The 26,731-nt window shown below is 37.4% G+C and carries 14 protein-coding genes and 1 tRNA gene; 8 read left to right on the forward strand and 7 right to left on the reverse strand.

Annotation, left to right across the window (positions count from 1 at the left end; translation table 11 throughout):
- The first annotated feature begins 34 nt into the window (after positions 1-34).
- The 3 genes from MYP_RS25680 (at position 35) to MYP_RS26915 (ending at position 7,725) form a co-directional block, all read left to right on the forward strand.
- Positions 35-2,557 (forward strand): family 43 glycosylhydrolase, encoded by a 2,523-nt coding sequence (locus MYP_RS25680; RefSeq protein WP_081990469.1) that lies wholly within the window; start codon positions 35-37, stop codon positions 2,555-2,557.
- A gap of 302 nt (positions 2,558-2,859) precedes the next feature.
- On the forward strand, positions 2,860-5,301 hold the full coding sequence (locus tag MYP_RS25685; protein ID WP_156140478.1) for a carbohydrate-binding protein: 2,442 nt from the start codon (positions 2,860-2,862) through the stop codon (positions 5,299-5,301).
- Between the two features lie 84 nt (positions 5,302-5,385).
- On the forward strand, positions 5,386-7,725 hold the full coding sequence (locus MYP_RS26915; RefSeq protein WP_156140480.1) for a carbohydrate-binding protein: 2,340 nt from the start codon (positions 5,386-5,388) through the stop codon (positions 7,723-7,725).
- Positions 7,726-7,925: 200 nt separating this feature from the next.
- On the opposite strand, the gene MYP_RS10160 is transcribed toward MYP_RS26915, so the two are convergent.
- Positions 7,926-9,083, reverse strand: a complete 1,158-nt coding sequence (locus MYP_RS10160) for an alpha/beta hydrolase fold domain-containing protein (RefSeq protein WP_081990472.1) — start codon at positions 9,081-9,083, stop codon at positions 7,926-7,928.
- Positions 9,084-9,263: 180 nt separating this feature from the next.
- Between MYP_RS10160 and MYP_RS24940 the strand changes: the two genes are divergently transcribed.
- Both MYP_RS24940 and MYP_RS24945 read left to right on the forward strand, forming a co-directional pair.
- The gene (locus tag MYP_RS24940) at positions 9,264-11,822 is read left to right on the forward strand and encodes a glycoside hydrolase family 11 protein (protein WP_052430077.1); all 2,559 of its coding nucleotides are present in this window, start codon (positions 9,264-9,266) and stop codon (positions 11,820-11,822) included.
- 523 nt (positions 11,823-12,345) lie between these two features.
- On the forward strand, positions 12,346-14,697 hold the full coding sequence (locus MYP_RS24945) for a glycosyl hydrolase family 8 (RefSeq protein ID WP_052430078.1): 2,352 nt from the start codon (positions 12,346-12,348) through the stop codon (positions 14,695-14,697).
- Between the two features lie 166 nt (positions 14,698-14,863).
- Here the strand turns inward: MYP_RS24945 and MYP_RS10175 are convergent, their stop codons facing one another.
- The gene (locus tag MYP_RS10175; RefSeq protein ID WP_045462377.1) at positions 14,864-15,115 is read right to left on the reverse strand and encodes a hypothetical protein; all 252 of its coding nucleotides are present in this window, start codon (positions 15,113-15,115) and stop codon (positions 14,864-14,866) included.
- Between the two features lie 339 nt (positions 15,116-15,454).
- Here MYP_RS10175 and MYP_RS10180 point away from each other — a divergent pair, with 339 nt between their 5' ends.
- Positions 15,455-15,886, forward strand: a complete 432-nt coding sequence (locus MYP_RS10180; RefSeq protein WP_045462666.1) for a response regulator — start codon at positions 15,455-15,457, stop codon at positions 15,884-15,886.
- A gap of 7 nt (positions 15,887-15,893) precedes the next feature.
- Here MYP_RS10180 and MYP_RS10185 read toward each other — a convergent pair whose 3' ends face one another.
- Entirely contained in the window at positions 15,894-17,237 is a 1,344-nt protein-coding gene (locus MYP_RS10185; RefSeq protein WP_045462380.1) for a sensor histidine kinase, read from the reverse strand.
- Positions 17,238-17,507: 270 nt separating this feature from the next.
- Positions 17,508-19,697 (reverse strand): bifunctional alpha,alpha-trehalose-phosphate synthase (UDP-forming)/trehalose-phosphatase, encoded by a 2,190-nt coding sequence (locus MYP_RS10190; RefSeq protein ID WP_045462391.1) that lies wholly within the window; start codon positions 19,695-19,697, stop codon positions 17,508-17,510.
- A gap of 252 nt (positions 19,698-19,949) precedes the next feature.
- Here MYP_RS10190 and MYP_RS10195 point away from each other — a divergent pair, with 252 nt between their 5' ends.
- On the forward strand, positions 19,950-21,017 hold the full coding sequence (locus MYP_RS10195) for a mechanosensitive ion channel family protein (protein ID WP_045462394.1): 1,068 nt from the start codon (positions 19,950-19,952) through the stop codon (positions 21,015-21,017).
- A 597-nt stretch (positions 21,018-21,614) separates the two neighbouring features.
- Here the strand turns inward: MYP_RS10195 and MYP_RS10200 are convergent.
- A tRNA-Val gene (locus MYP_RS10200) sits at positions 21,615-21,689 on the reverse strand.
- A 219-nt stretch (positions 21,690-21,908) separates the two neighbouring features.
- Here MYP_RS10200 and MYP_RS10205 point away from each other — a divergent pair.
- Positions 21,909-24,467 (forward strand): AsmA-like C-terminal region-containing protein, encoded by a 2,559-nt coding sequence (locus MYP_RS10205; protein WP_045462396.1) that lies wholly within the window; start codon positions 21,909-21,911, stop codon positions 24,465-24,467.
- Positions 24,468-24,651: 184 nt separating this feature from the next.
- On the opposite strand, the gene MYP_RS10210 is transcribed toward MYP_RS10205, so the two are convergent.
- Both MYP_RS10210 and ilvA read right to left on the reverse strand, forming a co-directional pair.
- Positions 24,652-25,365, reverse strand: coding sequence for a DUF547 domain-containing protein (locus MYP_RS10210; RefSeq protein ID WP_045462399.1), 714 nt, complete (start codon positions 25,363-25,365; stop codon positions 24,652-24,654).
- A 47-nt stretch (positions 25,366-25,412) separates the two neighbouring features.
- Positions 25,413-26,663: a threonine ammonia-lyase IlvA gene (ilvA, locus tag MYP_RS10215; protein ID WP_052430080.1), complete on the reverse strand. Its 1,251-nt coding sequence runs from the start codon at positions 26,661-26,663 to the stop codon at positions 25,413-25,415.
- Positions 26,664-26,731: the final 68 nt, after the last annotated feature.

The raw sequence follows: 26,731 nt of genomic DNA on the forward strand, positions 1-26,731 counted from the left end.
ATCAAGAAGTTAACTATTCTAAAATATTTAATTGATGAAAAACTTAATCTTTTTCATAAAAGGACGTAAGTCTTGTCTGCTTGCACATATTATAAGTCTTCTTATTTTAACAAATTTAGCTTATGGACAAACTACATTTGTTTCAGGAGAAAATCCGATTTTTCGTAATTCCTTTACCGCAGACCCTGCGCCTCTTGTCCATAATGGCAGGCTATATATTTATGTGGGAAAAGATGAGGCAAAGGATGGGGAAATGTTTACTATGACTGCATGGCTTTGCTATTCAACTACAGATATGAAGAACTGGACCTATCATGGTCCTGTTATGACACCTAATAATTTTACCTGGGGAGATAAAGATGCATGGGCAGCGCAGGTAGTTGAGAAAAATGGTAAATTTTATTTGTATGTAACTGTAACGGGCAAAAATCCTTATGGCGGAAGAAATATTGGGGTAGCGGTCTCTGACAGTCCTACAGGGCCTTTTGTCGATGCCAGGGGCACACCTTTGATACGCGACAATATGACTAACAACGGAAAGGTCTGGGATGATATTGATCCGACAGTCTTGATTGATGATGACGGACAGGCATACCTGTGTTGGGGAAACCCAATCTGTTATCTGGTTAAGCTTAAACCCAATATGACTGAAATCGACGGTGAAATAAAAATGATAACACCGCCTAATTATGCTGAAGGCCCTTGGCTAAGCAAACGGAATGGGATTTATTATCTTACTTATCCGGCTTTTGTAGCTCCTGTGGGCTCTGAACAAATCTGCTATGCTACAGCAACAAATATCAATGGCCCCTGGACTTATCGGGGTATTTTGACAGGGACAGCTAAGAACAGTTATACCATCCATCCGGGAATTGTCGAATATAAAGGACAATCTTATTTGTTTTACCATAATGCAACATTAACCCTTAATGGCCAAGGACCTGCTTTGGGCAGAAGGAGTGTTTGTGTAGAATACCTGTGCTACAATGCTGACGGAACAATTAAGCCCATTACTCAAACAACTGCCGGCATTACTATAAATTCCCCATGCCCACCCTCTGGTCCACCTACTATTAGCTTTACCAGTCCTTTGGCAAATACTTCATTTGCGGCACCCTCCACTATTACATTAACAGCTGATGCTATTGCTCACGGAGGTACTATAACAAATATCAGTTTCTATAATGGCGCTGCTTTACTCCATGCAGATAATACTGCACCTTATAGTTATAACTGGACAAATGTTCCTGCTGGGACATACAGTGTGAAGGCTATAGCAACCGATAGCAAAGGCCTGACTTCGGAAGCATCCATTATTATTAAAGTCAATCCTCCACAAGGACCTTATAACGGAGAGACACATATAATTCCTGGTACCATTCAGCTCGAGCATTTTGATGTTGGAGGAAATGGTTTTGCTTATATGGATGGAACTCCAGGTAGCCAGGTAACTCCGTTAGTAAACTTTCGCGCTGACGAAGATGTAGACATTGAAACTTGTAATGATTCAGGAGGTGGATATAATATAGGTTGGGCCACCTCTGGTGAATGGCTTGAGTATTCCGTAGATGTTACTAAAGCGGGCACTTACGATATGGCTCTTCGAATTGCCTGCAATGGAGATGGTCGTACTGTATCAATAGCTATGGACAACATGGATATAGCTACTAATTTAGTCATTCCTAACACTACTGGCTGGCAAAACTGGCAAACTGTTACATTGAAAGATATAAAGCTTACAGCTGGCCGGAAGATCATGAGGGCAACCATCGGATCTACTGATTTTGTAAATCTGAACTATGTTAGTTTTACTTTGGTCAAGGAGTTAAAACAAGAGCCATTCAAGGGTACGGCGCATCAGATTCCAGGTAGAATAGAGATAGAGGAATACGATATTGGAGGAGAAGGACTGGCATATCATGAAATGAATGCAAATGGTAACGAAGGAAAAGCTGCATTTAGAAATGATGAAGTAGATATTGAAGTGACAAAAGATAACGAAGGAGATTTTAATGTAGGTTATATTTTAAAGGGGGAATGGTTGGAGTATACTGTTAATGTTGCAGCATCAGGCTACTATGATCTGGATGTCAGAGTTGCAGCTGATGGAGAAAACAAAACTTTTCATATTGAAATGGATGGCATAGATGTGTCAGGGCCCATTAATCTGCCCAATACAGGTGGTTGGCAAATTTGGAAAACCATTACCATTAAGGATTTGAATTTGAAGAGAGGTGAACAAGTGATGAGAATGGTTTTTGACTCCGATTATATGAACCTTAACTATATTCAGTTCAATGATGTGGTTACAGGAGTTCATGCAATTAAGCTAAATAATAAAATAATCTATCCAAATCCTTTTTCTAGTGATGGTTTTCATATATGTACACAAGGAGACTTTAACTATATAATTACAGATATAAGAGGGTTGATTGTGGAAAATGGGAAAGGTATGGATGCTGCTGTCGTAGGTGCAGGACTTAACCCCGGTATATATTTGGTGTCAGTAGATAATGCTATAAAAGTGATTACTGAAAAAATTATAAAGTATGAATGATTTAAGGTTATAATTTAACATACAGAAATGAAAGGGAAGTTGGTTGTTATCGCAATGTATTTGATTGGTATAGGTCAATCCTGATAATCGTATGAACCTCTTAAATAATTAAGGCAATGTTTAATGTTGTCAATAATCATCATGTAATCCTTTTAAAAAATGCCAAAAGAGTCTATAAAATAAGTTTACTTTATTTTAAGTTGTGGGTAGTTAACTGTTATAGATATTAATTTAGGAGTTGTCCTTGATGGTAAATTCTTTCATAAGAAGGAGTAACTTCTGAATTACATTAAATCATTAAAATGAAGTATAATAATAACTACATATATCTAACCTGGAATAATATGGTTTTACATTACAAAAACGCGATGCGTGTCTCTTCTGAAAGTAATTTAAGCGGCCGTTCACTTAAAGTACTGTCTTCTGAAATGCTCATCATTAGAAATTTAAAGATTAACTTAAGTTGTCTCTGGTTGTGGTTTGCATGCCTTTTAATAACTCCGCTTACTTTAAGTGCGCAGCAAACAACACTTACTGTTGGTGGGCAGAATAGGAGCTTATTTGTTTATGCACCGGCTAATCTCCCACAAAACAGACCTTTAGTGATTTCCCTTCATGGACTGAATCAGGATATTAATTATCAGAAGGGCCAGGCAAAATGGGAGTTAGTGGCAGATACTGCAAAATTTGTTGTGGTCTATCCTGCCGGAGTTAATAATTCCTGGGATATAAATGGAAACAGAGATACGGATTTTATTTTAGCTATTATTGAATCGATGGTCACTCGTTTCGGCATCGACAGGAATAGGGTATATGTATCCGGGTTTTCTATGGGTGGTATGATGAGTTACCATACTGCTAATAAAATAGCAGACAAAATTGCTGCAATTGGACCGGTTTCAGGATACTTATTTTCAAATACCACTGCCAGTTCGAGGCCTATGCCTATCATTCACGTTCATGGAACATCTGATGATGTAGTATACTACCAGGCTAGTGGCAACCAGCAAGGGGTGGTGGCGATGCTTCAAAAGTGGAGGAACTGGAATCAGTGCCCTTCTACAGGGACAAGAACTACACCATATCCTACTAATAAACCGAATTCAAGGTCTGTGATGGAGTATTGGGGACCTTGTAAGAACAGTGCTGTTTCTCTAATTACTCTGGATGGAAAAGGACATTGGCATTCTAATGATGATGCAGGTGTACATACAACCATTGAGTTATGGAAGTTTCTAAGAAACTTCTCTCTAAATGTAGGCCCTTCTATAACCCTGGCAACTCAGCCTGCCAATGCTGTATATACAGCTCCTGCTGCTATTAATTTAGTGGCTACAGCTGCTACACCAAATGGAACTATAGCTAACGTAAAATTTTATAATGGAAATACCTTATTGGGCTCTGATGATTCAGCTCCTTACAGTTACAGTTGGACAAACGTTGCTGCTGGCACATATAAGGTTCGTGCAGTACTTACAGATAGTCAAAATAAAACAGCCGAAACCTCTATCACAATTAAAGTAAATCAGCCTCAGGGTCCTTATAATGGTACTTTGCATTCTATTCCTGGTACAATTCAATTGGAACACTTTGATGTAGGAGGAAATGGTAATGCTTATATGGACAGCAGCCCTGGTAGTGAAACAGGTGTTACTTTCAGAAACGACGAGGATGTCGATATTGAGGAATGTACTGATGCTGGAGGTGGTTATAACATAGGATGGACTACTGCAGGTGAATGGCTTGAATATTCTGTTGATGTGAAAACAGCAGGTGTATATGATCTGGCATTTCGTGTTGCTTGCAACGGCACCGGTCGTACAGTTTCGGTAGCGATGGATGGACTTACTATTGCAAACAATGTAGCAATTCCTAATACTTCAGGCTGGCAAACCTGGCAAACTGTATCAGTTAAAGATATTAATCTTACGCCAGGCCAAAAGATTATGCGTGTCACTATTGGGGCTACTGATTATGTGAATCTGAACTATGTTACATTCACCCTAAGCAAAGAATTAAAACAGGAACCGTTTAAAGGTTCTGCACATGTGATACCAGGAAGAATAGAGGCAGAAGAGTATGATCTTGGAGGTGAGGGCTTGGCATACCATGAAGCTAATACAAATGGTAATGAAGGAAAAGCAACATTCCGGGACGATGAAGTAGATATCGAAACAACAGGAGATGTTGATGGTTCATATAATATAAGCTATATTCTTCAGGGAGAATGGCTTGAGTATACAGTTGAAATTGCTGGTACAGGCTCTTATAATCTTGATTTAAGAGTAGCAGCAGATGGAGATGGTAAAATCTTTCATATTGAAATGGATGGGATTGATGTTACAGGCCCGATCAGTATACCAAATACGGGTGGCTGGCAGATTTGGAAGACTGTTACAGTGAATGATGTTTCTCTTACTGCAGGAAAACATGTCATGCGTATCGTCTTTGATGCTAATTATATGAATTTGAACTACCTGGAGTTCAGAGATGTGATTACCGGAACAGATAATGCCATTTTATCAGATATAAAAGTGTTTCCTAATCCGTTTGGGAATGCTGGATTAGCAATAAATGTCTCTGAAGAATTCCGATACAGGATTACTGATCTTCGTGGATTGGAACTGGAATCAGGAACTGTTACTGGAAATGCCATGGTTGGAAATAACCTTAAGCCGGGTGCATATGTTCTGACGATTGAAATTGGAAAAGAGACATTTGTACAAAAGATTTTGAAACATTAATGTATACAGAATTAACTGGCAGGTAATTTTTATCTGCCAGCTATATTTTTTCCCCAACTTCTTATGGCTGTTGAATTCAATATTATGAAAAAATCTCCTATTGCCCGTTGGATGCTTATAGTGCTGACGTTTGTTTCTTCGCAAATCTCTTTTGCTCAGGACCCAAACTTTCATATTTATCTTTGTTTTGGTCAATCCAATATGGAAGGAGCTGCTACGATTGAGACTCAGGATAGATCGGTTGATAGCCGGTTTCAGGTGATTGGAGCTGTTAATTGTAATTCAGGTGGCAAGTCCTACACATTGGGGAAATGGCAGACAGCCAATCCTCCTCTTGTGAGGTGTAATACAGGCTTAGGGCCTTCAGATTATTTTGGAAGGACTATGGTTGCCAATCTTCCTTCTAATATTAAGGTAGGTGTTGTGTCTGTCGCAATTGGAGGTTGTGATATTGCTCTGTTTGATAAGGTAAATTATTCGAGTTATGTAGCAACAGCTCCAAGCTGGATGCAAGGTACGATTGCCCAGTATGGAGGCAATCCATATGGCCGTCTGGTTGAAGTGGCAAAAATTGCACAAAAGGACGGCGTTATCAAAGGGATTCTTCTGCATCAGGGTGAAACCAACAACATGCAATCGACATGGCCGGCAAAGGTTAAAGCAATTTATGACAATCTGATCAAAGATTTAGGTTTGGACCCGGTTAAGGTTCCATTGTTGGTTGGGGAGCTTGTTACTACGGCAGAAGGTGGTGCCTGCGGAGGACATAATTCTGTTATTGCAACCATGCCAAAAGTTGTTCCGAATGCTCATGTTGTTTCTGCTGCAGGACTTCCTCATGTAGGAGATAAACTACACTTTACTTCTGCTTCTTATAGGACCCTGGGGCAGCGGTATGCTCAGAAGATGCTAAGCTTACTTCCGGCAACTACTAACCCTTCTGTTACATTTGTTGGGCCTGTAAATAATTCAATCTTTACTGCGGGTGGTAATATAGAATTGTCTGTATCTGCTACTTCCCCTAATGGCAGTATAACCAATGTTAAATTTTATGCTGGCGGCACTTTAATTAATACTGATAACTCCGCTCCTTATTCATATACCTGGCCAAGCGTACTTGCGGGCAATTACCAGATAAAAGCTGTAGCCACGGATAGTCAGGGTAAAACTGCTGAAGCAACTATTACAATTAAAGTTAATGTGCCACAAAGTTCATACAAGGGTAGTCCGCATGTTATTCCCGGTACTATTCAGTTTGAAGAGTTTGATTTGGGGGGTAATGGCTTTGCATACAGTGATGATAGCCCGGGTAGCCAGGTTACTCCTTCAGTAAACTTCAGAACTGATGAAGATGTAGATATTGAGATTTGTACAGATATTGGAGCAGGATATAATATTGGATACGCAACTGCCGGAGAGTGGCTTGAATACAGTGTTGATATAAAAACTCCGGGAACTTATGATCTTGATCTGAGAGTAGCTGCAAATGGAACAGGCAGAACAGTTTCGCTGGCGATGGATGGAAGCGAAATCGCTGGCAATGTAGTCATACCCAATACGGGCGGCTGGCAAACCTGGCAAACGGTAAAAGTAAAGGATGTCAATCTTGCTGCCGGACAAAAAGTTTTGCGTATTTCCATTGTTGCTACCGATTTTGTAAATCTCAACTATGTCACATTTACACTAGCCAAAGAACTGAAACAGGAACCATTTAAAGGAGAGGCCCACCTGATTCCTGGAAGAATTGAGGCTGAAGAGTATGATCTTGGAGGAGAAGGAATGGCATACCATGAAGCCAATGCCAATGGGAATGAAGGAAAAGCTACATTTAGAAATGATGAAGTGGATATAGAAACTACCCAGGACTCCGAAGGTGCCTACAATGTAGGGTATATCCTTCAAGGGGAATGGCTGGAATATACAGTAAATGTTGTAGCTTCAGGGCAATACGATCTTAATGTAAGGGTGGCTGCAGATGGCGATGGCAAAGTGCTTCATATAGAAATGGATGGTGTTGATGTTACTGGTCCTGTGAATGTCCCTAATACAGGAGGCTGGCAAGCATGGCAAACAGTAACTGTAAAAAATGTAAATCTAAAAGCAGGAGAGCATATTATGCGAATTGCTTTTGATGCGAGTTATATGAATTTGAATTATATGGAGTTTTCTGATGTGATAACAGGGTTAAAAATTAATAAAGATAGAAATGTTAATTTATATCCAAATCCATTTTCAGAATCGGGAATACATATTCAGAAGGATGGCGATTTTGAATACCACATCACTGATGCGAAAGGTACTTTAATAGAGCGGGGCCAAGGAGCGGATGAACTGCAGGCAGGTAAAAATCTTATGCCTGGAATATACTTTCTGTTTATTAATCAGGTAGATAGTCAGGACGTGATTAGGATTAATAGGCAGTAAGATTTCTTTTCAAGAATAAACAATCTAATCAAGTTATATATCCAAACTTATCATCATTTCAGATATAAATAATAAGAGAAGGTTCTTAATAAAACAGAAAGGTTCAGGAGTTTTAATTGCCTGAACCTTTTCTGTTGATTGTTTTTTTAATTATACCTTTTTACGATCAGAGTTGATCCGAATTGAATTACAGTTGATAATTATCTCCAACTTGCTACTCTTTGTACCAGTTTTTCACCATTTGAAGTGTAAAGCGAAAGTATATAGATGCCATTATTTAATCCGCCAAGATAGATATGATTTCCGGTTGAAGATCCTGAATGAACCATTCGGCCTGACATATCTGCTAGTTCATATTTTTCAATTTTTCCAATTGATAATGTCGAAAGATCAACAGTTGAGTTCTCGGAGATTACTATGAGTGCTGATGAATTATGAGCTGTTTCATAAATGGAAGTTACTACAGTTTCCCTCGCATTTTGGAAAAAAGTTACCATCTTCTGAAGGTTAGTTTGTACATTATTGACACCCGGACCATGCTGGCCATTTTGAACTAATATATATTCACTTTCTACACCTGCATTTTTCAGAGCAGTATTAAAAAACTGGCTTTGGCAGCTTGGAACTACATTGTCGCTGCTTCCATGGAAAATTAGGAACGGAGGATCTGTTGGGTCAATGTAGGTAATAGGACCTAAAAGTCTTAGTTTATCTAAATTAGATGGGAGTGGTCCCCCTATAATATCAGACTCGGGAGAATTTCCGGATTTGTAAGTATTACAGTTTTCCATCTTAAAGAAATCAATTGGGCCAAACCAGTCACAAACAGCATCTACAGAACTGCTATATTGAGTGTATTTCCCAAGATCCCCTTCTATGTTCATTGTAACAGAGCCCACTGTATAATTTTTAACATTATTGGTTGTTCCTGCTAATGATGCTAGGTGCCCTCCGGATGAGCTTCCGCTGATACCTATGAAGGTTGTATCAAATTTATAATCTGCGCTTTTGCCCCTGATAAATCTAGTTACAGCTTTTATGTCATGGATCTGAGCAGGAAACTTTGCATCTCCACTAGATCGATGGTTCGGTGTTACTACTGCAAATCCTGCATCCAGTAATGCTGCTCCTACAGTGTTCATGTCTGCTCCTTTGGAATTATTGCTATACCAGGCACTTCCATAAATATATACAACCACAGGATATTTATCCTTAATTACCTTTGGCAGGTAGATGTCAAGGTTGTGAAAACCTTGATTGTCACCTGCATAATTTATGTCCGACCATTTTTGAGAATATTGCTGGCCAAAGCAGGTGACATTAATGAATAAGAAAATCAGAAGTATAAGTTTTTTCATAATCTTGATTTATAATGGTTTAAAGATGTTTTGGAGGACTACACATAGTCAATTGAATTGTAAACGAACTAAGAAAAGTTTTTTTTCTGTATGTGTTTACTTTTTAGCTGGTTCTGTGTACTGCCACTTCAAATAAGCTGCTCAATGAAATTTTAAGTCATTAATTAAACAAGATATTTTATGAAAAGAATATTACTCTGTCGAGATTCACTCAGAATGCTGTCAATGGCAGTATTTACTTTATTATTCTCTTGGCAACAAAGTTATGCTCAGACAATAACCAATAATACTCAAGGTACCCATGACGGATACTTCTATTCCTTCTGGAATGATGGACAAAGAGGTTCTGCATCTATGACTTTAGGTCCTGGTGGGAACTACAGCACTACCTGGAATAATATCAATAACTTTACTGCCGGAAAAGGCTGGAAAGTTGGAAAAGCAGACAGAACGGTATGTTTTGAAGGGTCTTACAATGGAGGAAGTAATGGGTTTTTAGCTGTTTACGGCTGGACTAAAGATCCTTTAATTGAATACTATGTCGTTGAAAGTTATGGTCAATGGACACCTCCGGGTAACACAAGTGATATAATTCACAAAGGTTCTTTTACCAGTGACGGAGGTACTTATAATATTTACGTATCTACCCGGGTCAATAAACCTTCCATTATAGGTGATGCTACATTTCAACAATATTGGAGTGTTCGTACCTCTAAAAGGTCAAGTGGTACTGTGACTTTCAAAAATCACGTAGATAAATGGAGGAGTTTGGGTATGAATATGGGTACTACCTGGGATTACCAGATCATGGAGTCAGAAGGATATCAAAGTACCGGAAGTTCAAATATTACAGTAAAAGAATGTAATGCCTGCTCCACACCTGCACCTACAGTTCCATCTGCTGTTATTACTTATGAACAAAATGCAACAGCTAGTCAATTAACTGCAACTGGTACAAGTTTAAAGTGGTATACAGTTGAATCCGGTGGTACTGCCTTATCTTCTGCTCCCACTCCAAACACTTCAACTACTGGCTCCACCACCTATTATGTAGGTCAGACTTTGAATGGTTGTGAAGGTCCGCGGGCATCTGTAAGAGTAAATGTTGTAAATACCTATAAAATATTTAAAACAGGTTCTCCTATTACAATTGATGGAGCTATTGATCCTACTTGGAGCCATGCAAGTGTATTGTCTGTAAGTGCGGCTAAATTGTTGTCTGGCACAGTATCAAATGCTGCAGATTTATCGGGCTATGCAAAGGTGCTGTGGGATGATACCTATCTTTATTTACTTGCAGACGTTTCGGATGAAACGAAAGTAAATGAAAGTGCGAACGTGTACGACGATGATGGAGTGGAATTTTATGTTGATATTAACAATGATAAGGCCACATCATACGGAGCAAATGATGTTCAGTATACATTTGGATGGAATGATGGAACCACCGTTGGAGTATTGCCTTCCGGAAGATCAACTGCTGGGATAACCTATTCAGCAATAGCACGTACCGGAGGATATATCGTAGAAGCTAGAATACCATGGACAACCTTACAAGGAACTCCTGCTATCGGACAGCTCTTGGGGATGGATTTTATGATCAATGATGATGATGACAATGGCGCAAGGGATGGTAAATTATCATGGAATGCATCGACAGATGATGCATGGCAGAATCCTTCTTTATTTGGTACAGCTATTCTGCAAGGTCTGTTGCCATGTACTACTCCTGCTCCTCCAGCAGTAACTGCTACCCTGACATACTGTCAGAATGCAACAGCAAATCCGTTGTCTGCCACTGGTACAGGGCTATTGTGGTTTACTTCCGCTTCAGGAGGTACAGGTGCATCATCAGCTCCCGTGCCCCTTACGACTTCAGCAGGCTTAACAAAGTATTATGTTAGTCAGAATGTAAACGGTTGTGAAAGTTCGAGAGCTCTTATAGAAGTAACTGTGAATGCAAATCCGAATGCTGTTATCACACCTTCAGGACCAACTACATTTGTTATAGGAGGTAGTGTTGGGTTGCAAGCCAATTCAGGTTCAGGATTAACTTATCAGTGGTATAGAAATGATGTAAAAGTAGGTACAGAATCAAAATATACTGCAACTGAAGCTGGAGTTTATACTGTGGAAGTAACAAATGCTTCTCAATGTAAAGCAAAATCTCAGGCTCTACAGGTAACTGTGAATGCAAATCAACCATCCGTCATTACGATTACTTCACCTTTATCCAATGCAATAATTGAAGGTTCAGTTACGATTTCGGCAGACATATCTGATCCGGATGGAGGTATTACTCTGGTGGAGTTTTTGGATGGGACCAATGTCATTGGCACGAGCGCAACTGTACCTTATAGCTTTGTATGGAATAACCCAAGCCCTGGAGATCATTCTATAACAGTAAGGGTAACCGACAGTAATGGTGGAGTTACAACTTCATCTGTGACAACTGTAACATCAGGTAGCGTTACAGGGTTCTGGTCATCAGCAAGCACAGTATTTGCTAATTTCTATCCAAACCCTGCGAGCGGAGAAGTATATATAGATTCAGAGCTGGATTTATCAAATGCGACTTTCACCTTAATAGATGTATTGGGTAAGGAAGTTGTTCAGAAAACTGAAGTTGCAGGAAATACAGTAAAGATAGATGTAGGCGGATTACAAGAGGGAATCTATGTCCTTAGTATTAAGAAGGATAATTCAATCGTGCAAAAGAAGATAACAGTTAAGAGGTAGTTAATACAATCTGGTACTGTTTCATCAGTAAAGTGAAACAGCAACAAAATGATGCATTAAAAGGCCGGAAAATCTTTCCGGCCTTTTAAATTTTTACTAATCTGTCAATCTCTTCTAATTTATTTTTTATTGCTTTGATTATAAGGTGTTATTAAGAGGGAGGGATACATTATTCCTCATCTAAAATTCTAATAACCAGAAATGTGCTTTTGGAGGAAATGAACTCTGGTAGTTCTTTCTTGTAAAAATTTTTAAATAGTTGTTTTTATTCTTTGAGCCCAGAATATGCTGAGGTAAGAACAAGCAATAGAATTTAAAAAAGATCTAATCAGATTTTTTTTAGAAAGGATGTTTACTTTTTATTTACCTCTGTGTACTGCCAAGATTGTAAGTTGGGCGGAGGGATTTTGTTTATATGGTCTCTGTATTTACCCTATATGGAGCCGGAATTGTAAATTTTAAAACCTATATACTTATAATACAAACTATTAAAAATTTTCCAACTAATTTAAACTGTTAGCTTATGAAGAATCTTTTTCCCAAAAGAATTAATTTGCTGTGCGGATTACTTATGGTGCTGTTCCTCTGCACCAGCAGAAATTCTCATGCACAGGATCTCTGTAAAGAAACCGGAGAGGGTGCTTATTTTACGGGCGTTTACAGAAATATGTTCAAAGAACTTTTGAACAAAAACGATACAGAAATTAATACCAAGATCAACAACGCTTTTCAGCAGATTTTCTATGGTAACTCAAATCAGCAATTGTATTATCCGGTAGGGCAAGACATGGCCTACATTCTTGATGTGGCTAATAATGATGTCCGCTCGGAAGGTATGTCTTACGGAATGATGATTTGTGTGCAGCTTGACAAAAAAGCTGAGTTTGATAAACTGTGGAGATGGACCAAGACCTACATGCATCATACATCCGGAAATCTGGATGGGTTCTTTAGATGGTCATTAAATACAAGTGGAAGTGCTAAGGATAATAACCCTGCTCCGGATGGTGAAGCATATTTTGTAACAGCCTTATTCTTTGCTGCTAACCGTTGGGGAAATGGTACAGGAATTTTTAATTATGCTGCTGAAGCACAATCTGTTTTAAATAAGGTGCAGAGCAAAACAGGTGCTGGTGGTATCAATAATTTGTTCAATACCAATTCAAAATTAATAACATTTGGACCTAATCAGGGGTCGTACGACTACACTGACCCTTCTTATAACTTACCTGCCTTTTGGGAGTTGTGGGCTCGTTGGTCAACTACGAATAAAAACTTTTGGTCACAGACACCGGCAGCAGCAAGAAAGTTACTTCGTGATGCTTCTCACTCTAGTTCTGGCTTAACAACAGACTACTCTAATTTTGACGGAACACCTAAATCTACTTCCTTCAACTCCAATAGTCACAGGTTTATGTATGATGCATGGAGAAGTATTATGAATATAGGGATGGACTACCATTGGTTTAAAGCAGATCCTTTGCAACCAGCGGTTGCTGAGCGTTATCTAACTTTCTTTAAAAATCGTGGAGCTAACTATCAAAGTCATTATAATTGGGATGGCTCAGGTGCAGAAGGAAGTCAATCCGGAGGGCTTGTTGCCTGCAATGCGGTAGCATCTCTGGCAACAAGTAATACAGCGCTTTCTACACCTTTTGTGCAGGCATTCTGGAACATGGCAGTCCCTAGCGGGCAATGGAGGTACTACGACGGTATGTTATATATGCTCGCGTTATTAAATGTGTCTGGTAATTTTAAAGTTTATAAACCTGCTTGTGAAAATCCTTGCGCAACTCCTGCTCCGACAGTAACAGCTTCTGTTGCATATGAACTTGGTGATATCGCAACTCCATTAACAGCTTCCGGAACCAGCTTGAAGTGGTATACAGTGCAGACAGGTGGTACTGCTTTAGCTTCAGCTCCAGTTCCAAATACATCTGCACCAGGAACTGTGACGTATTATGTTTCTCAAACTTTGAGTGGTTGTGAAGGGCCAAGAGCTGCTATCACTGTTAAAGTTACCTATACCTACAAGATTTACAATACAAACATTGCTCCGACTATAGATGGAGTTGTGGATGAATTGTGGAATGATCCAATTGTTGCACCCATCACTGCTACAAAAACTCTTGTTGGAACGATATCTAACAGCAACGATTTAAGCGGTTCAGCTAAAATTATGTGGGACAATACAAATGTATATCTTCTGGCTGTTGTAACCGACAATGTGAAGACCAATGACAGTCCTAATAGTTATGAAGATGATGCTGTTGAGTTTTACTTTGATATCAATAACGATAAAGCAACCACCTATGGAGCTAATGATGTTCAGTATACATTCGGCTGGAACGACGGGGCAGTGGTAGGGACATTACCATCCGGAAGATCTTCTGCAGGAATTGTCTATAGCAGCGTTAGCACTACTGATGGTTACATCATAGAAGCAAGTATTCCTTGGTCAACATTACAGGGTACACCAGCGAAAGACCAACTTATTGGTATTGATTTTATGATTAATGACGATGACGATGGCAGTGGCAGAGATAAAAAGCTATCCTGGAATGCTGGTGAAGATAACGCATGGCAGGATCCTTCTCTTTTTGGTACGGCAATACTTGCAGAGAGAATTATTACTAACATAGGAAGAAACAATCAACTTACTATCGACATATATCCGAACCCTGCAGATGAGTTTATTCAGGTTCAAGGATTGCAAGGGAATTTCGAATACTCCATTTTGGACTATTCAGGCAGACTACTTCAGCAAGGTAGAAGCGAGGGGCAGGTTGATATCAGTAACCTAAAGTCCGGAATTTATGGTTTAATAGTTCAATCTGAGGGGAGAAGTAGCGTAGTAAAGGTTGTGGTCAGATAAGTTTTATAAAATCTTTTTCTTCAAATTTCACTGAGAAGGGCTGTCCTTATTATTAGGACAGCTTTTTTACTTATAAGAATTAGAGAGTCTTTTAAAGAAGGAAATTTTATGCAAAAAAGCTTTAAATGTGTATAAATAAATGAGGCCAGACTTGGCCTCATCATTTTTACTTATCAACTCTAACTAGGTCACCGTCTCCCCGATAAAAAACATCACGGTTCTTACCCGCTCCATCTTCAAATTTAACCTCATATAATCCTTCATTATTGATTTTCCATGTAGCATCTTTTGCATCAGGATACCTTCTGTTAAATGATGCAACGACTTCATCAGGCACCTGGGTTGATGAAACGGTTGTTTTATTGCTACTACAAGCAAATCCCAAGAACATTATAGCTATTATCAAAATATTTTTCATGGTCTTTTTTTATTAAATTAACTTATGCCTAAGATCATAAGTTCCATCTTAATTTTGTGCCTAGTGAGATACATATATGGACTGTTGAGACGCAATGATTTATAAATGTGTTTCGCTTTAATATTAACAGAAAAGTCCTTTAATCTTCTCAGGTGGAAATTTGAACTGGAATTTTAATTCTAATTAAATTCTAATTCCGAACCTCAATCATCTGAGTAAATTTATGTGTTATTTATTATCATATATAACATTAGTTGCGATCTGCCTATCTCGTGGATCGTGTTAGCCCTTTACTCTTTACTGATAAAAAGTAAGGCAAGGGATTTCTTTATAATGAATATGGCAGCTAAATCTATTTTACTACTAGAAGATGATGAACTAGACTTATATAGTTTTGAGCGAGCTATACAAAAATTTAATCTTCCGATAGATTTTCATTCTGTTCATAATGGTGTAGAGGCATTAGAGTTACTTAATGGAGTCAATAAAATTCCAATTCCTGATATTATTGTAATTGATCTTAATTTGCCGAAGATGGATGGATTTGAATTTTTGGAAGAGATAAGGAAGGATAGAAGATTTGATTTAGTTAGAATTTTCGTAATGACTACATCTAATGAAGAAAAAAACAGGATTCGTGCTGAAAGTTTCAAGATTGATGGCTACACAATTAAGCCATTGAATTTTAATGAAAACACAAAGAGAAACTCCTCCATGGATAATTTTATGCACTTCCAAATTTTGAAAATGATAGGCAAGACTTTTATGTGATTCCTATTTATATAGGAAATGTCAAAGTGACCTGAGTCCCAAATTTTGGCTTCGAAAATATTTCTAATGTTCCTTTATGGAGCGTTACTATTTTTTCTGTTAATGAAAGCCCAATGCCAAAGCCTTTCTTCTCGTTACCTTTAGAGCTTCTATAGAATGGCTGAATAATTTTGCTGAGATCATCTTTGTCTATACCAATTCCATGATCTATTACTTTGAAGGATATCTTTGTTCCTTCTTGCCTGCTTATTTTAAGAGTAACCGGGTAATCAGAGTACTTAAATCCATTGTCTATCACATTGATTAAAGCAGCCTTAATCAAATCCTCGTTTCCAAAAATCTCTAAAATACTTAATTCTTTTGATGTTCGATTCTCAATTTTAAACTTGTTTTTGTATCTGCGTTCGTATATCTCTTCTTCAAGCCGATCTATAAGATGTCTTAAATTAATTCTGTCAGCATTAAGGTTTTTATTATTGGATTGAAGTAGCTTAAGTAATTTATTGGAAAGTTCAGTAAGTGCAAGAGACTCTTCCAATATGGAGTAAAGTGTTGCTTTATATTCTTCAGATGTGCGGTCCTTTAGTAAGGCCACATCAATTTCCCCGGTAATTGATGTAAGAGGAGTCCTTAATTCATGGGAAGCATGAGAGATGAATTTGCTTTGATTCTCAAAAGTATCTTCTATCCTGTCGAACATGTTGTTAAAGGAATTAGCCAATGTAGCTATTTCATCTTTACCGTCCCTATTCTTTAATCTTAAGCCTGTATGGCCTTCATTAATGTTGTCAACCTCTTCGATAATATCAGCAATAGGAAATAAAGCCTTTGACGAAAAAAATTTTCCTGATAGAAAGATAATTATTAATGCAATGAAGTTTCCTGCAAATAAAGAAAGAGCCAGAAATTTGAGGGTCTCATATCCATCCTTATCAATTGCTGAGGCAGTTATTACGTAGGTTCCATCATAGTCTATGCCCACAACTTGCCTGCCCTTTATAGAAAAAGAATAATTTTTTTCGCTTCTGATTTTTTGAAGCAGCTCATTAGGAAGTTTGTAGTTTATGGTATCATCTTTATATACCAGGTTATCGTATTTGTCATAGATTCTTACGAATTCATTCGGGAAGGTCAGAAAGTATTTCCTTCTCAGTTTTTTTAGCAGATCTGTATTGATCTCTTTGACTTCGATAAGCATTTTTGTAGTATTTAATGCTTTCTCTTTTAGGCGTTTTCTGAAATAGTAGGTTCTGTATTTCCAGAATGCAGTATAGATTGATGCACTAAATACTATAAGAATACAAAATACTATGCCTGTGAACTGAATTGTTAACTTGTTTCGGATCCGCATCTCACTCTTCTTTTAAATCATATATCATTTCACAAGTCTGTGGATACATTTAGGCATGAAGATTTATCAATCTATTTCTTGGATAGATACTTTTTCATGTGTTTAAGTAAAGAATCGATATATTCATTTATATATACTTGTGGAAGTACTTTCCTTTTGTTCCGATGGGAGGTTATATTGAAATTACTGTCTACCAGTCTCCACTTCAGGAAGGAGACAAACCCTCTTTTCTCTTTAATAATACAATGCCATTAGTTTATCTATTCGTTTTTATGAGCTGGCGAATTCAGCAAGGAACCCCCTTATTCCTATGTCAGTTCCTCTGAAATGCTCTGGCATGCTATATTTTGCGGCGGATAAGGAGTATCCGATTTTTATAGTATGCGCATGTTCTGGCATTACCTTGAACATATCTTCATCTGTCCAGTCATCGCCCGCTGCAAATATGAAATCATAGTTGGACTTAAGATATCTCTTTACAGCTCTTCCTTTATTAATCAAAGAACTTTTTATTTCCACAACTTTATTCCCTTCAAGTACAGATAGCCCCATATTGGTAGTAAGGTATTGTAGGTAATCAAGTAGTTCTTTTTTTCGTGTGTTTGAAAGATCAGTATCAGCTTTTCTATAATGCCAGACAAGAGAGTGATCTTTCTCTTCAATAAAAGATCCGGGCGTTTTTCCTACAAATCGGGTAAGGATTTCAAGCAGTTGTATTTTCCACTCGTTTTGTAATTGAATCATTGCTTTCCATTTTCTTCCCTTCTTAATCCAGAATCCATGCTCTGCAACAATGTCCAGTTTGAAGTTTCCAAACCATTTTTCCAGGGTTGCTTTATCTCTTCCAGAGATTATGACAACTGTAAGATTGGAGATTTCGCATAGTTTTCTGATCATATCCTTAAGTTCTTCATCAGGACTTGCCTGCTCTGGTCTGTTTTGAAATGAAACTAATGTTCCATCATAATCAAGAAACAGGATACGCTTTTGCGCTGAGATAAAGTCTGTGACAATTTTATCTCTGATTTGTTTCGAGACTTTCTTCATCGCCATTTCTGCTTGCTTTTGTTTTATCTCTTCCAAGGAATTGAGAAAGACAGTAGTCCAGTTAATGACATCATATTTTTTCAGCAATAGCTGCATGTCCGATATTCTTCTCTTTTGCTCATCAAAGGGAAGGCAAAGTGCAGTTTTAATTGCCTCAGCAGATTCCTGAATATTATAGGGATTTATTATGATTGCTTCAGATAATTCTTTCGCTGCTCCAGCCATTTCACTTAAAATAAGAGATCCGGTTCCGTCATGACGGCTGGCGACATATTCTTTACAGACAAGATTCATCCCATCGCGCAAAGGAGTTATAAGGGCAACATCACAAAGATTGTAAAATGCAGAAAGTGATTGTAATGGATATGCTCTGTAAAAGTATAGCACTGGGTTCCAATTAACAGTCCTGTATTTGGAAGTGATATTGCCTACAAGTTCATCAATTTCTGTTTTTAAATTTTTATATAACTGAACCTTTTCCCTTGATGGCACAACAATCATCAAAAGAGATACTTTTTCTCTGAATTCTGGATTCTTTTCAAGAAAGTAATCGAAGGCTTTGAGTCTTTCGGGTATTCCTTTAGAGTAATCAAGCCTGTCGATTGATAAGATAAGCTTCACGTCATGGAACTGTTTTCTATAAAGTCCGACCTGCCTTTCTGTTGTTTTAGCTAATGCTAGTTCCTGAAATTTGTCATAATCAATACCCAATGGAAATGCATCAACTTTAAACAAACGATCTTCGCTTCTTATTACCCCCATTTTGTTTTCCAGACCTAGTATCCTTTGAACTGATGTAAGGAAATGTTTTACATCGTCATTTGTATGAAACCCTATCAGATCTGCTCCGATAATACCTTTTAATATTTCTTCTCTCCAGGGAAGTATTCTGAAGATTTCGTATGATGGGAAAGGGATGTGCTGGAAGAATGCAATTTTTGCTTTAGGTAATTTTTCTCTTAAAAGGCCGGGGAGAAGCAGTAAATGATAATCATGAATCCATATGAAGTCGTCTTCATTGGCATGCTTTAGTATTTCATCACAAAAGGTCTGATTGACTTTCTTGTACACCTCCCATTGTTCTTCGTGACAAGAAGTGTATTTAGGGAAATAGTGAAATAGAGGCCACAGAGTCGTATTGCTGAAACCTTCATAAAACTGCTCTACATCGTCTTTTTCAAGAAAGATGGGAAATAGATTTTGATCAGATAATTTAGATTTTAATTCATCTTGTTTTTCAGAAAAATCTTCGGGATGAAATCCTGCCCAGCCAATCCAAATCGAGTTCATTGACTTACTCACTGATGCCATGCCAGTTGCGAGGCCTCCTGGACTTGATGTGAATATCGTGTGATTGTCTTTCTTGCTTATTGAAACAGGTAGGCGATTAGATACTATTATTGTCTTTTCCATAATCTTGAGGAAGAAACCATAATATTACGATTTAAGTTTTTTGAGCAGATTAGAATGAAATTAGAAGTTTTCTATCTCTTTGTTAAGGAATGATCAAGGGGAAAATGAACATTTGATTAATTATATAAGTTCTTTATATGTGTTCTTTTTTGATGATTCAGGATAATAATTTTTCATAGATAAAAATCTAATCTGATTTTAATGCTAATGATATTGTTTATGGGATATTTTAGAGTCCAACCTATATTACATATGGAAGAATTGTATACAGAACTCTTATTAAGGGCACCTATCGAAATTGAAAATATTTTTATTTTAGGCTTAAGTGCTTTATTAGGTTTTATATTTAGCTTTTTGATTTTAAAAGGAATAAAAGTCCTCTTTAAAGAGAGAGTGGCCGCATCACTATTCGTAAAAAATTTAAGATCATCAGTTCAGATTTTTTTTTCTGTATTGGCGCTTAACATTGGACTTACCTTTACAAATTATACAGGGGTATTTGCGATACGATTACATAAGGTATTTTACATCGTTCTGATTATTGCCATTGCTAACGTTCTGATTTGTGTTACTGGATTTATTAAGGAAATCCTTTATTTAAAATTTGATGTTAATACCAAAAATAATCTCGCTGAAAGAAAAGCAAGAACACAAATTGACTTTTTGCAGAGCATATCAACAATTATAATAATTCTTGTTGCGTCTTCAATAGCTTTAATGACTATTACCAGAGTGAGAGAGCTGGGGACGAGTATTCTTGCTTCAGCAGGTATTGCAGGAATAATTATAGGCCTTGCGGCTCAGAAGTCAATTGCCAATCTTCTGGCGGGCTTTCAGATAGCATTTACTCAGCCAATAAGGATTGACGATGTTGTAATTGTTGAAAAAGAATGGGGACGTATAGAGGAAATTACACTTACCTATGTTGTTGTTAGAATTTGGGATTTGAGAAGATTAATAATTCCGATTTCTGATTTTATAGAAAAGCCATTTCAAAATTGGACAAGAGTGAATTCTGATATTCTGGGAACTGTATTTATTTATTGTGATTACTCTGTTCCTTTAGATCTCCTCAGACTGGAATTAAAGAAGATACTGGAAACAGATGGAAAAGCATATTGGGATGGTAAGGTAAATTTAATACAGGTTACAGAGGCTTCAGATAGGGGCGTTGACTTAAGAGTCCTCATTAGTGCAGCTGACGCGGGAAGTGCATGGGATTTACGTTGTATTGTAAGAGAGAAACTGATAACCTATATTAATACAAGCTTCCCGGGAAGCTTGCCTAAAACCAGGGTTATTTGTGAGAATGTAATATAAACTGATTGTAACCACAAGTCATATCTTTCAAAAGCAAATTTGCTTAATGTCTCAATCGTTCAATCTCAATAACAACCAGATTAATTGCATCTGTAAAATAACCTGAGTAATACCTTCGCGTGGAATGCTTAACATCTTTTCACTAGTATTCATTTTAATGTCACACTTACTAAGTATTTCGTCTCTCGATTTTAGTGAGTGCAATAAAACAAAAAAGGACAACTCTTTTGAAGTTGTCCTTAAGATGTGGGAGCTACTGGGTTCGAACTATTGCCCCTCCCGACTTATGATCGGGATGCTCTGAACCAGCAGAGCTAAAAGCAAAAAAGAGATGCAGTTATTACTACATCTCTTTCGTTTTAAGTGGGAGCTACTGGGTTCGAACCATTGCCCCTCCCGACTGGGGGGCGGGATGCACTGAACCAGCAGAGCTAAAAGCAAAAAAGAGATGCAGTTATCCCTACATCTCTTTCGTTTTATGTGGGAGCTACTGGGTTCGAACCATTGCCCCTCCCGACTATGGTCGGGATGCACTGAGCCAGCAGAGCTAAAAGCAAAAAAGAGATGCAGTTATTACTACATCTCTTTCGTTTTATGTGGGAGCTACTGGGTTCGAACCAGTGACCCCCTGCTTGTAAGGCAGGTGCTCTGAACCAGCTGAGCTAAGCTCCCAATAAGTTTTAATTTCGTTCGTTTCTTGGTTTGTTGAAGCAACTTCTTTGCTTTCTCTATTCCTTTTCCGAAATCGCGATGCAAAGGTAAAGGGTTTTTTCATAAATGCAATAGCTTAATCAAAAAAAATAAATATTTTTTTTCGCCCGTTCTAAAAAGTGCTAATACTCGTAGAAATACGCAAAAAAAATTTTTGATTTGTAGTCTCAAATAATTGAATTGAAAGAACTCAGAATAATCGGAAAGGTAGTGCTCTTTATCGCACTCGTTTTGCTGCTACTGGTTGGAATTGTAGCCGGGGTTGTCGCCTTTTATAAAAAAGAGATTATAGCCCTTACTATTAAGGAGTTAAATACCTACCTCACTGCAAAAGTTGATGTAGATCCGAATGTCGAAGTGTCAATCTTTCAAAAATTCCCTCAGATCACCCTTGAGTTTAAAAAAGTTAAAATTGCTGAAAGTATAGAGGGTAGTGACTTGAAGCTTGCTGAAGCAGGAGAAGTCTTTCTTGCTTTCGATCCTTGGGATTTGCTCCAAAAAAGATATGTAATCAGCCATCTTTATGTTGAAGATGCAAAAATTTCAATTCGAACGGACAAACAGGGAAGGGCGAACTATGAAATATTAAAGACTGATACGACTTCCGCTTCTGAAGATGTTGGCTTTAATCTAAAAAAAATAAAGCTGAATAATGTCGAACTGTCTTTTGTAAATGAAATTAAAGATCAGGGGTATTACTTGCTGGCAAAAGATTTGGCGGCTAAGATTAAACTTGAACAAAAAAGGTATAACATTGGCCTGGATGGCAAATTGGTTTCTCATAAAATTCGTGCTGCAGGTCATGATTATTTCAAGGGAAAAAATCTTGAGATTCTTAGTGAATTAATTCTGGACAATGAAAGAGATCAGTTTATTGTCTTACCTTCTAATCTCAAAGTGGAAAATTCTGAATTTGACCTGTCCGGATCTTTTGCCTATAAAGATAAAAAATTTATTGATTTTGAATTTAAAGGTAAAAAAGGCCAGATACAAACTCTTGTAAGTCTGATGCCCAAAAAGATTGCTGAAAGTTTTTCCTCTTATGCGAGTTCCGGAAATATCTTTTTTAAGTCATCAGTAAAAGGGGAGATCAGCGAAACTAAAAATCCATTGATAGTAGTTGAGTTTGGCATTAGCAATACTTCTATTTTTCACCCTGATTATAAGGGGCGCCTGGAAAAGGTAAACCTTGTTGGCTATTTTTCTAATGGAAATAAACATCACGCAAAGACTTCTTTTCTGAAACTATCAGATATAAGTTTTAGCCTGAATGGAAAACCAGTAAAAGGAGACTTCCTCCTTGAAAATTTTGAAAATCCTTTTATTCGTTTCAAAGCAGAAGGTTCCTTGTCTCTGGAGTCAATATTTTCTTTTTATCCCGTCGAAAAAGTTAAGGAGGCTACTGGTAATCTGGATTTCGATATCAATTTTACTGGTAGCTCAGAGGAGCTGAAAAAAAATCCTGACCAGTTTAACGCTGGGGGACAAATCGTTGCCAGTAAAATCAATGTGCTTATTGATAATCTACCTTACAAACTTTCAAATATCAGCGGTGATTTCCTTTTTAATAATAATGATATCGCTGTAAATGACTTTAAAGGAAATATCGGAAGGAGTGATTTTACAATCAATGGATTATTTAAAAATGTGCTTGCAAGAATGTTTAATAAAAAGAGAAAACTCTTTGTAGATGCCGATTTTGTTTCACGATATCTGGATGTGGAAGAGCTCTTGAGTGTTGGTGGAAAATCATCCAAAAAATCATCCGGTGATTTTAATGATAAAGAGGAGGAAAAAGAAGAAAGGGTTTTCCCATTTTTTAAAAAATATGAAGTACATCTTAATTGTGATATAGAGAAGTTTAGCTACAGGAAGTTCCACGCAAAAAATGTCAAAGGGGTCTACAGTATGAAAGATCCCTGGATTTCTCTGGAAAGAGCTTCTTGCCGATTGGCCGGAGGAAAGCTGGTTGTAAATGGAAGCCTTAATTTTGCAAGCCCTTCCAATATTGAACTTACTTCTGAAACTGTGCTTGACGGCATACAGGTAGATAGTATCTTTTACATGTGTAATAACTTTGATCAGAAATTTATAATTGATAAGAATCTGAAGGGTGAAATTACAGGTAATGTAAACCTTTTCATGAATATGAATGAGAAGTTTTCTGTAGATGATAAAAGTGTTGTGGCTAAAGTTGATGTGAAGATTTTGAATGGACAGCTTAACAATTTCGAGCCCATGCAAAGTCTTTCCCGATTCATTGAAGAAAAAGAACTGGAGCACGTGAGATTTTCAGAGTTGAAGAATACAGTCTACATAGAAAAAAGGGTCATTACGATTCCTGAAATGACTATCGTTACAAATGTTTCCACTATCTCTGTTTCAGGTACACATACATTTGATCATGTTATGGACTACAGGTTGACTGTACCGTTAAAAAACTTTAAGAGAAAACACAAAGACAAAGACGAAGCCTTTGGCGCAATTGAGGATGACAAAAGGGGGCAGTCCGTCGTATTCCTAACTGTAAAAGGAACGACTGATAATTATAAGATCGCTTACGATACCAAGCGGACAAAGAACAAGATCAAAGAAGATTTTAAAAAGGAGAAAAGAGAGTTGCTGGATATATTTAAGCCGAAAAGAAGAGATAATGTATCTGAAGATAAAGCAACAGAGCCATTAGAGGAAAGTCAACCTAAAGATGATGGGCTTAAGTTTTTCGATTTTGATGAGTAAAGCTGATGCATACGTATTCGATTGTACCTAAAATTGATCAAGCATTTTGCTTGATTGGGGTATACTAGAACTAAAATAATTATTTACAAATAAGTTGACCATCCCTTAGGAGAAAGATTCAGGAGGAGCTCACTTAAAATTTGTAATAAAAATTTCCTTCTCAATATTGCGAAGGACATTTTTATTAATACTTGATATCATTAAGTTTTCTATTCCCCGGATAAAAATCAAAGCTGTAAGATTCCGGAAGATCTTCTTCCCTGTAGGCATTAACATATTTTACCAGGTCTTTATCTTTAAACTTAGCTCCTGATCTTTTAAAAATATCCGCCAGCAATATCAGATTTGAGTTCTTTTTAACCCGTATATAATTATTGTCATTGGAAATGAGCTTGGCCTGCTCTGTAAGTAATTTCTCCAGATTTTTAGGGGTAAAGGCTTCATTTAAAATTGGAGCAGATCCTATCATTCCTGATGAAATCACAAATACCAGCCGGATATCATTGTATTGACTGAAGATTTTTTTCTTTTCAATTTCAGCTAATGATAATTTTTCTCCTGCAATCATAAATTTGGTAGTAAAAAAATCATCAACATCCTGAGGGGATTCAATAGGATAGTTGTCGGTAATTTCTTTAATGACAAGAATATTGTAGGCATTAATATAAAAAGCCTTTTTTTCTGTTGTGTCAGAAGTGGAGAGGTCAGCCGTGGCTATAAGATTGGTAAGCTCAGCCAAGGGTTTTTCGTTTTGACTGAGCTTTTGATAATTTACTTTTCCTTTCTCTACATATTTTGAAAAGAATTTGTTGCTTTTGCTAAAAAAAGCAGACAGATTTTCAGCCTGCAGGCCTTGAAAAGTAAAGAACATTAATGTAAATAAAGCCTTAATCTTCATTGCTGGTAATCCTTTTAAAGGTGTATCGAGAACTTTTGGACTCCTTGTTATATAAAGTAATTAAATAGATTAGGGTCTTTATTTAATTCTATATAACTTATGTTCTTCTTATTCATTCTCTCAATCAATTGAGTGTAATCTTCCCTGTGTTTCAGCTCAATGCCCACAAATGCTGGGCCTTCTTCCTTTATATTTTTTTTTGTGTATTCAAACCTTGTTATGTCATCATTGGGGCCCAACACTTCATCCAAAAATTCTCTTAAAGCTCCTGCACGTTGAGGGAATGTTACTATGAAATAGTGTTTAAGACCTTCATAAAGAAGCGACCTTTCTTTAATTTCGCCCATCCTGGCAATATCATTATTGCTGCCGCTAACAATACAAACAACAGTCTTACCTTTTATTTGTTCACGGTAATAATCAAGCGCAGAAATGCTCAATGCTCCTGCAGGTTCAGCTACGATGGCTTCTTCATTATAAAGTTTGATTATAAATGAGCATACTTTCCCTTCAGGAACTATTATCACATCATCAAGAAGCTTCTTGCAGATATTATAGTTAAGTTCTCCGACTCTTTTCACTGCGGCTCCATCCACAAATTTGTCTATTTGTTCAAGTGTAACAACCTTGCCTTGCTTGATTGCCTCAGCCATAGAAGGTGCTCCAAGTGGCTCAGCACCTATTATTTTTGTATCAGGACTTTTACTTTTTATGTAGGAGGAAACACCTGCTGACAGACCGCCACCGCCTATTGGGACAAAAACATAATCTATTTTTGTATCAATATCTTCCAGTATCTCTATGGCAACAGTTCCTTGGCCTTCAATTACCTTGCGGTCTTCAAAAGGATGAATAAATACCATTCCATGCTCTTTGCAATATTTCATCGATTCAAAGTAAGCATCATCGAACGTATCTCCTGTAAGAATAACTTCCACAAACTCTCTCCCGAATAACTTCACCTGACTTACCTTTTGCTTAGGGGTGGTAGTTGGCATGAATATTTTTCCCTGGATCTTTAAAAGGTTGCAGGAATAAGCAACTCCCTGAGCGTGGTTTCCGGCACTGGCGCAAACAACTCCCGTCTTAAGTTGATCGGGATTAAGACTGCTGATAAGGTTGTATGCTCCTCTTAATTTATAAGACCTTACAATTTGTAAATCTTCTCTCTTTAAATAAATATTAGCCTGATACTCTTCCGAAAGATTGTTGTTCCGAATTAGGGATGTATGCGTTACCACTCCCTGAAGCCTTTTATAGGCACTCTCTATCTCTTTAACTTCGATCTGATCACTCATTGTAGTAGGTATTAAAAAAGCAAAATTATGGTTTTTCTGATATATATTCAGAAAAAATGATGCGTTTG

It is taken from the genome of Sporocytophaga myxococcoides (genome assembly GCF_000775915.1).
Taxonomy (GTDB): Bacteria; Bacteroidota; Bacteroidia; order Cytophagales; family Cytophagaceae; genus Sporocytophaga; species Sporocytophaga myxococcoides_A.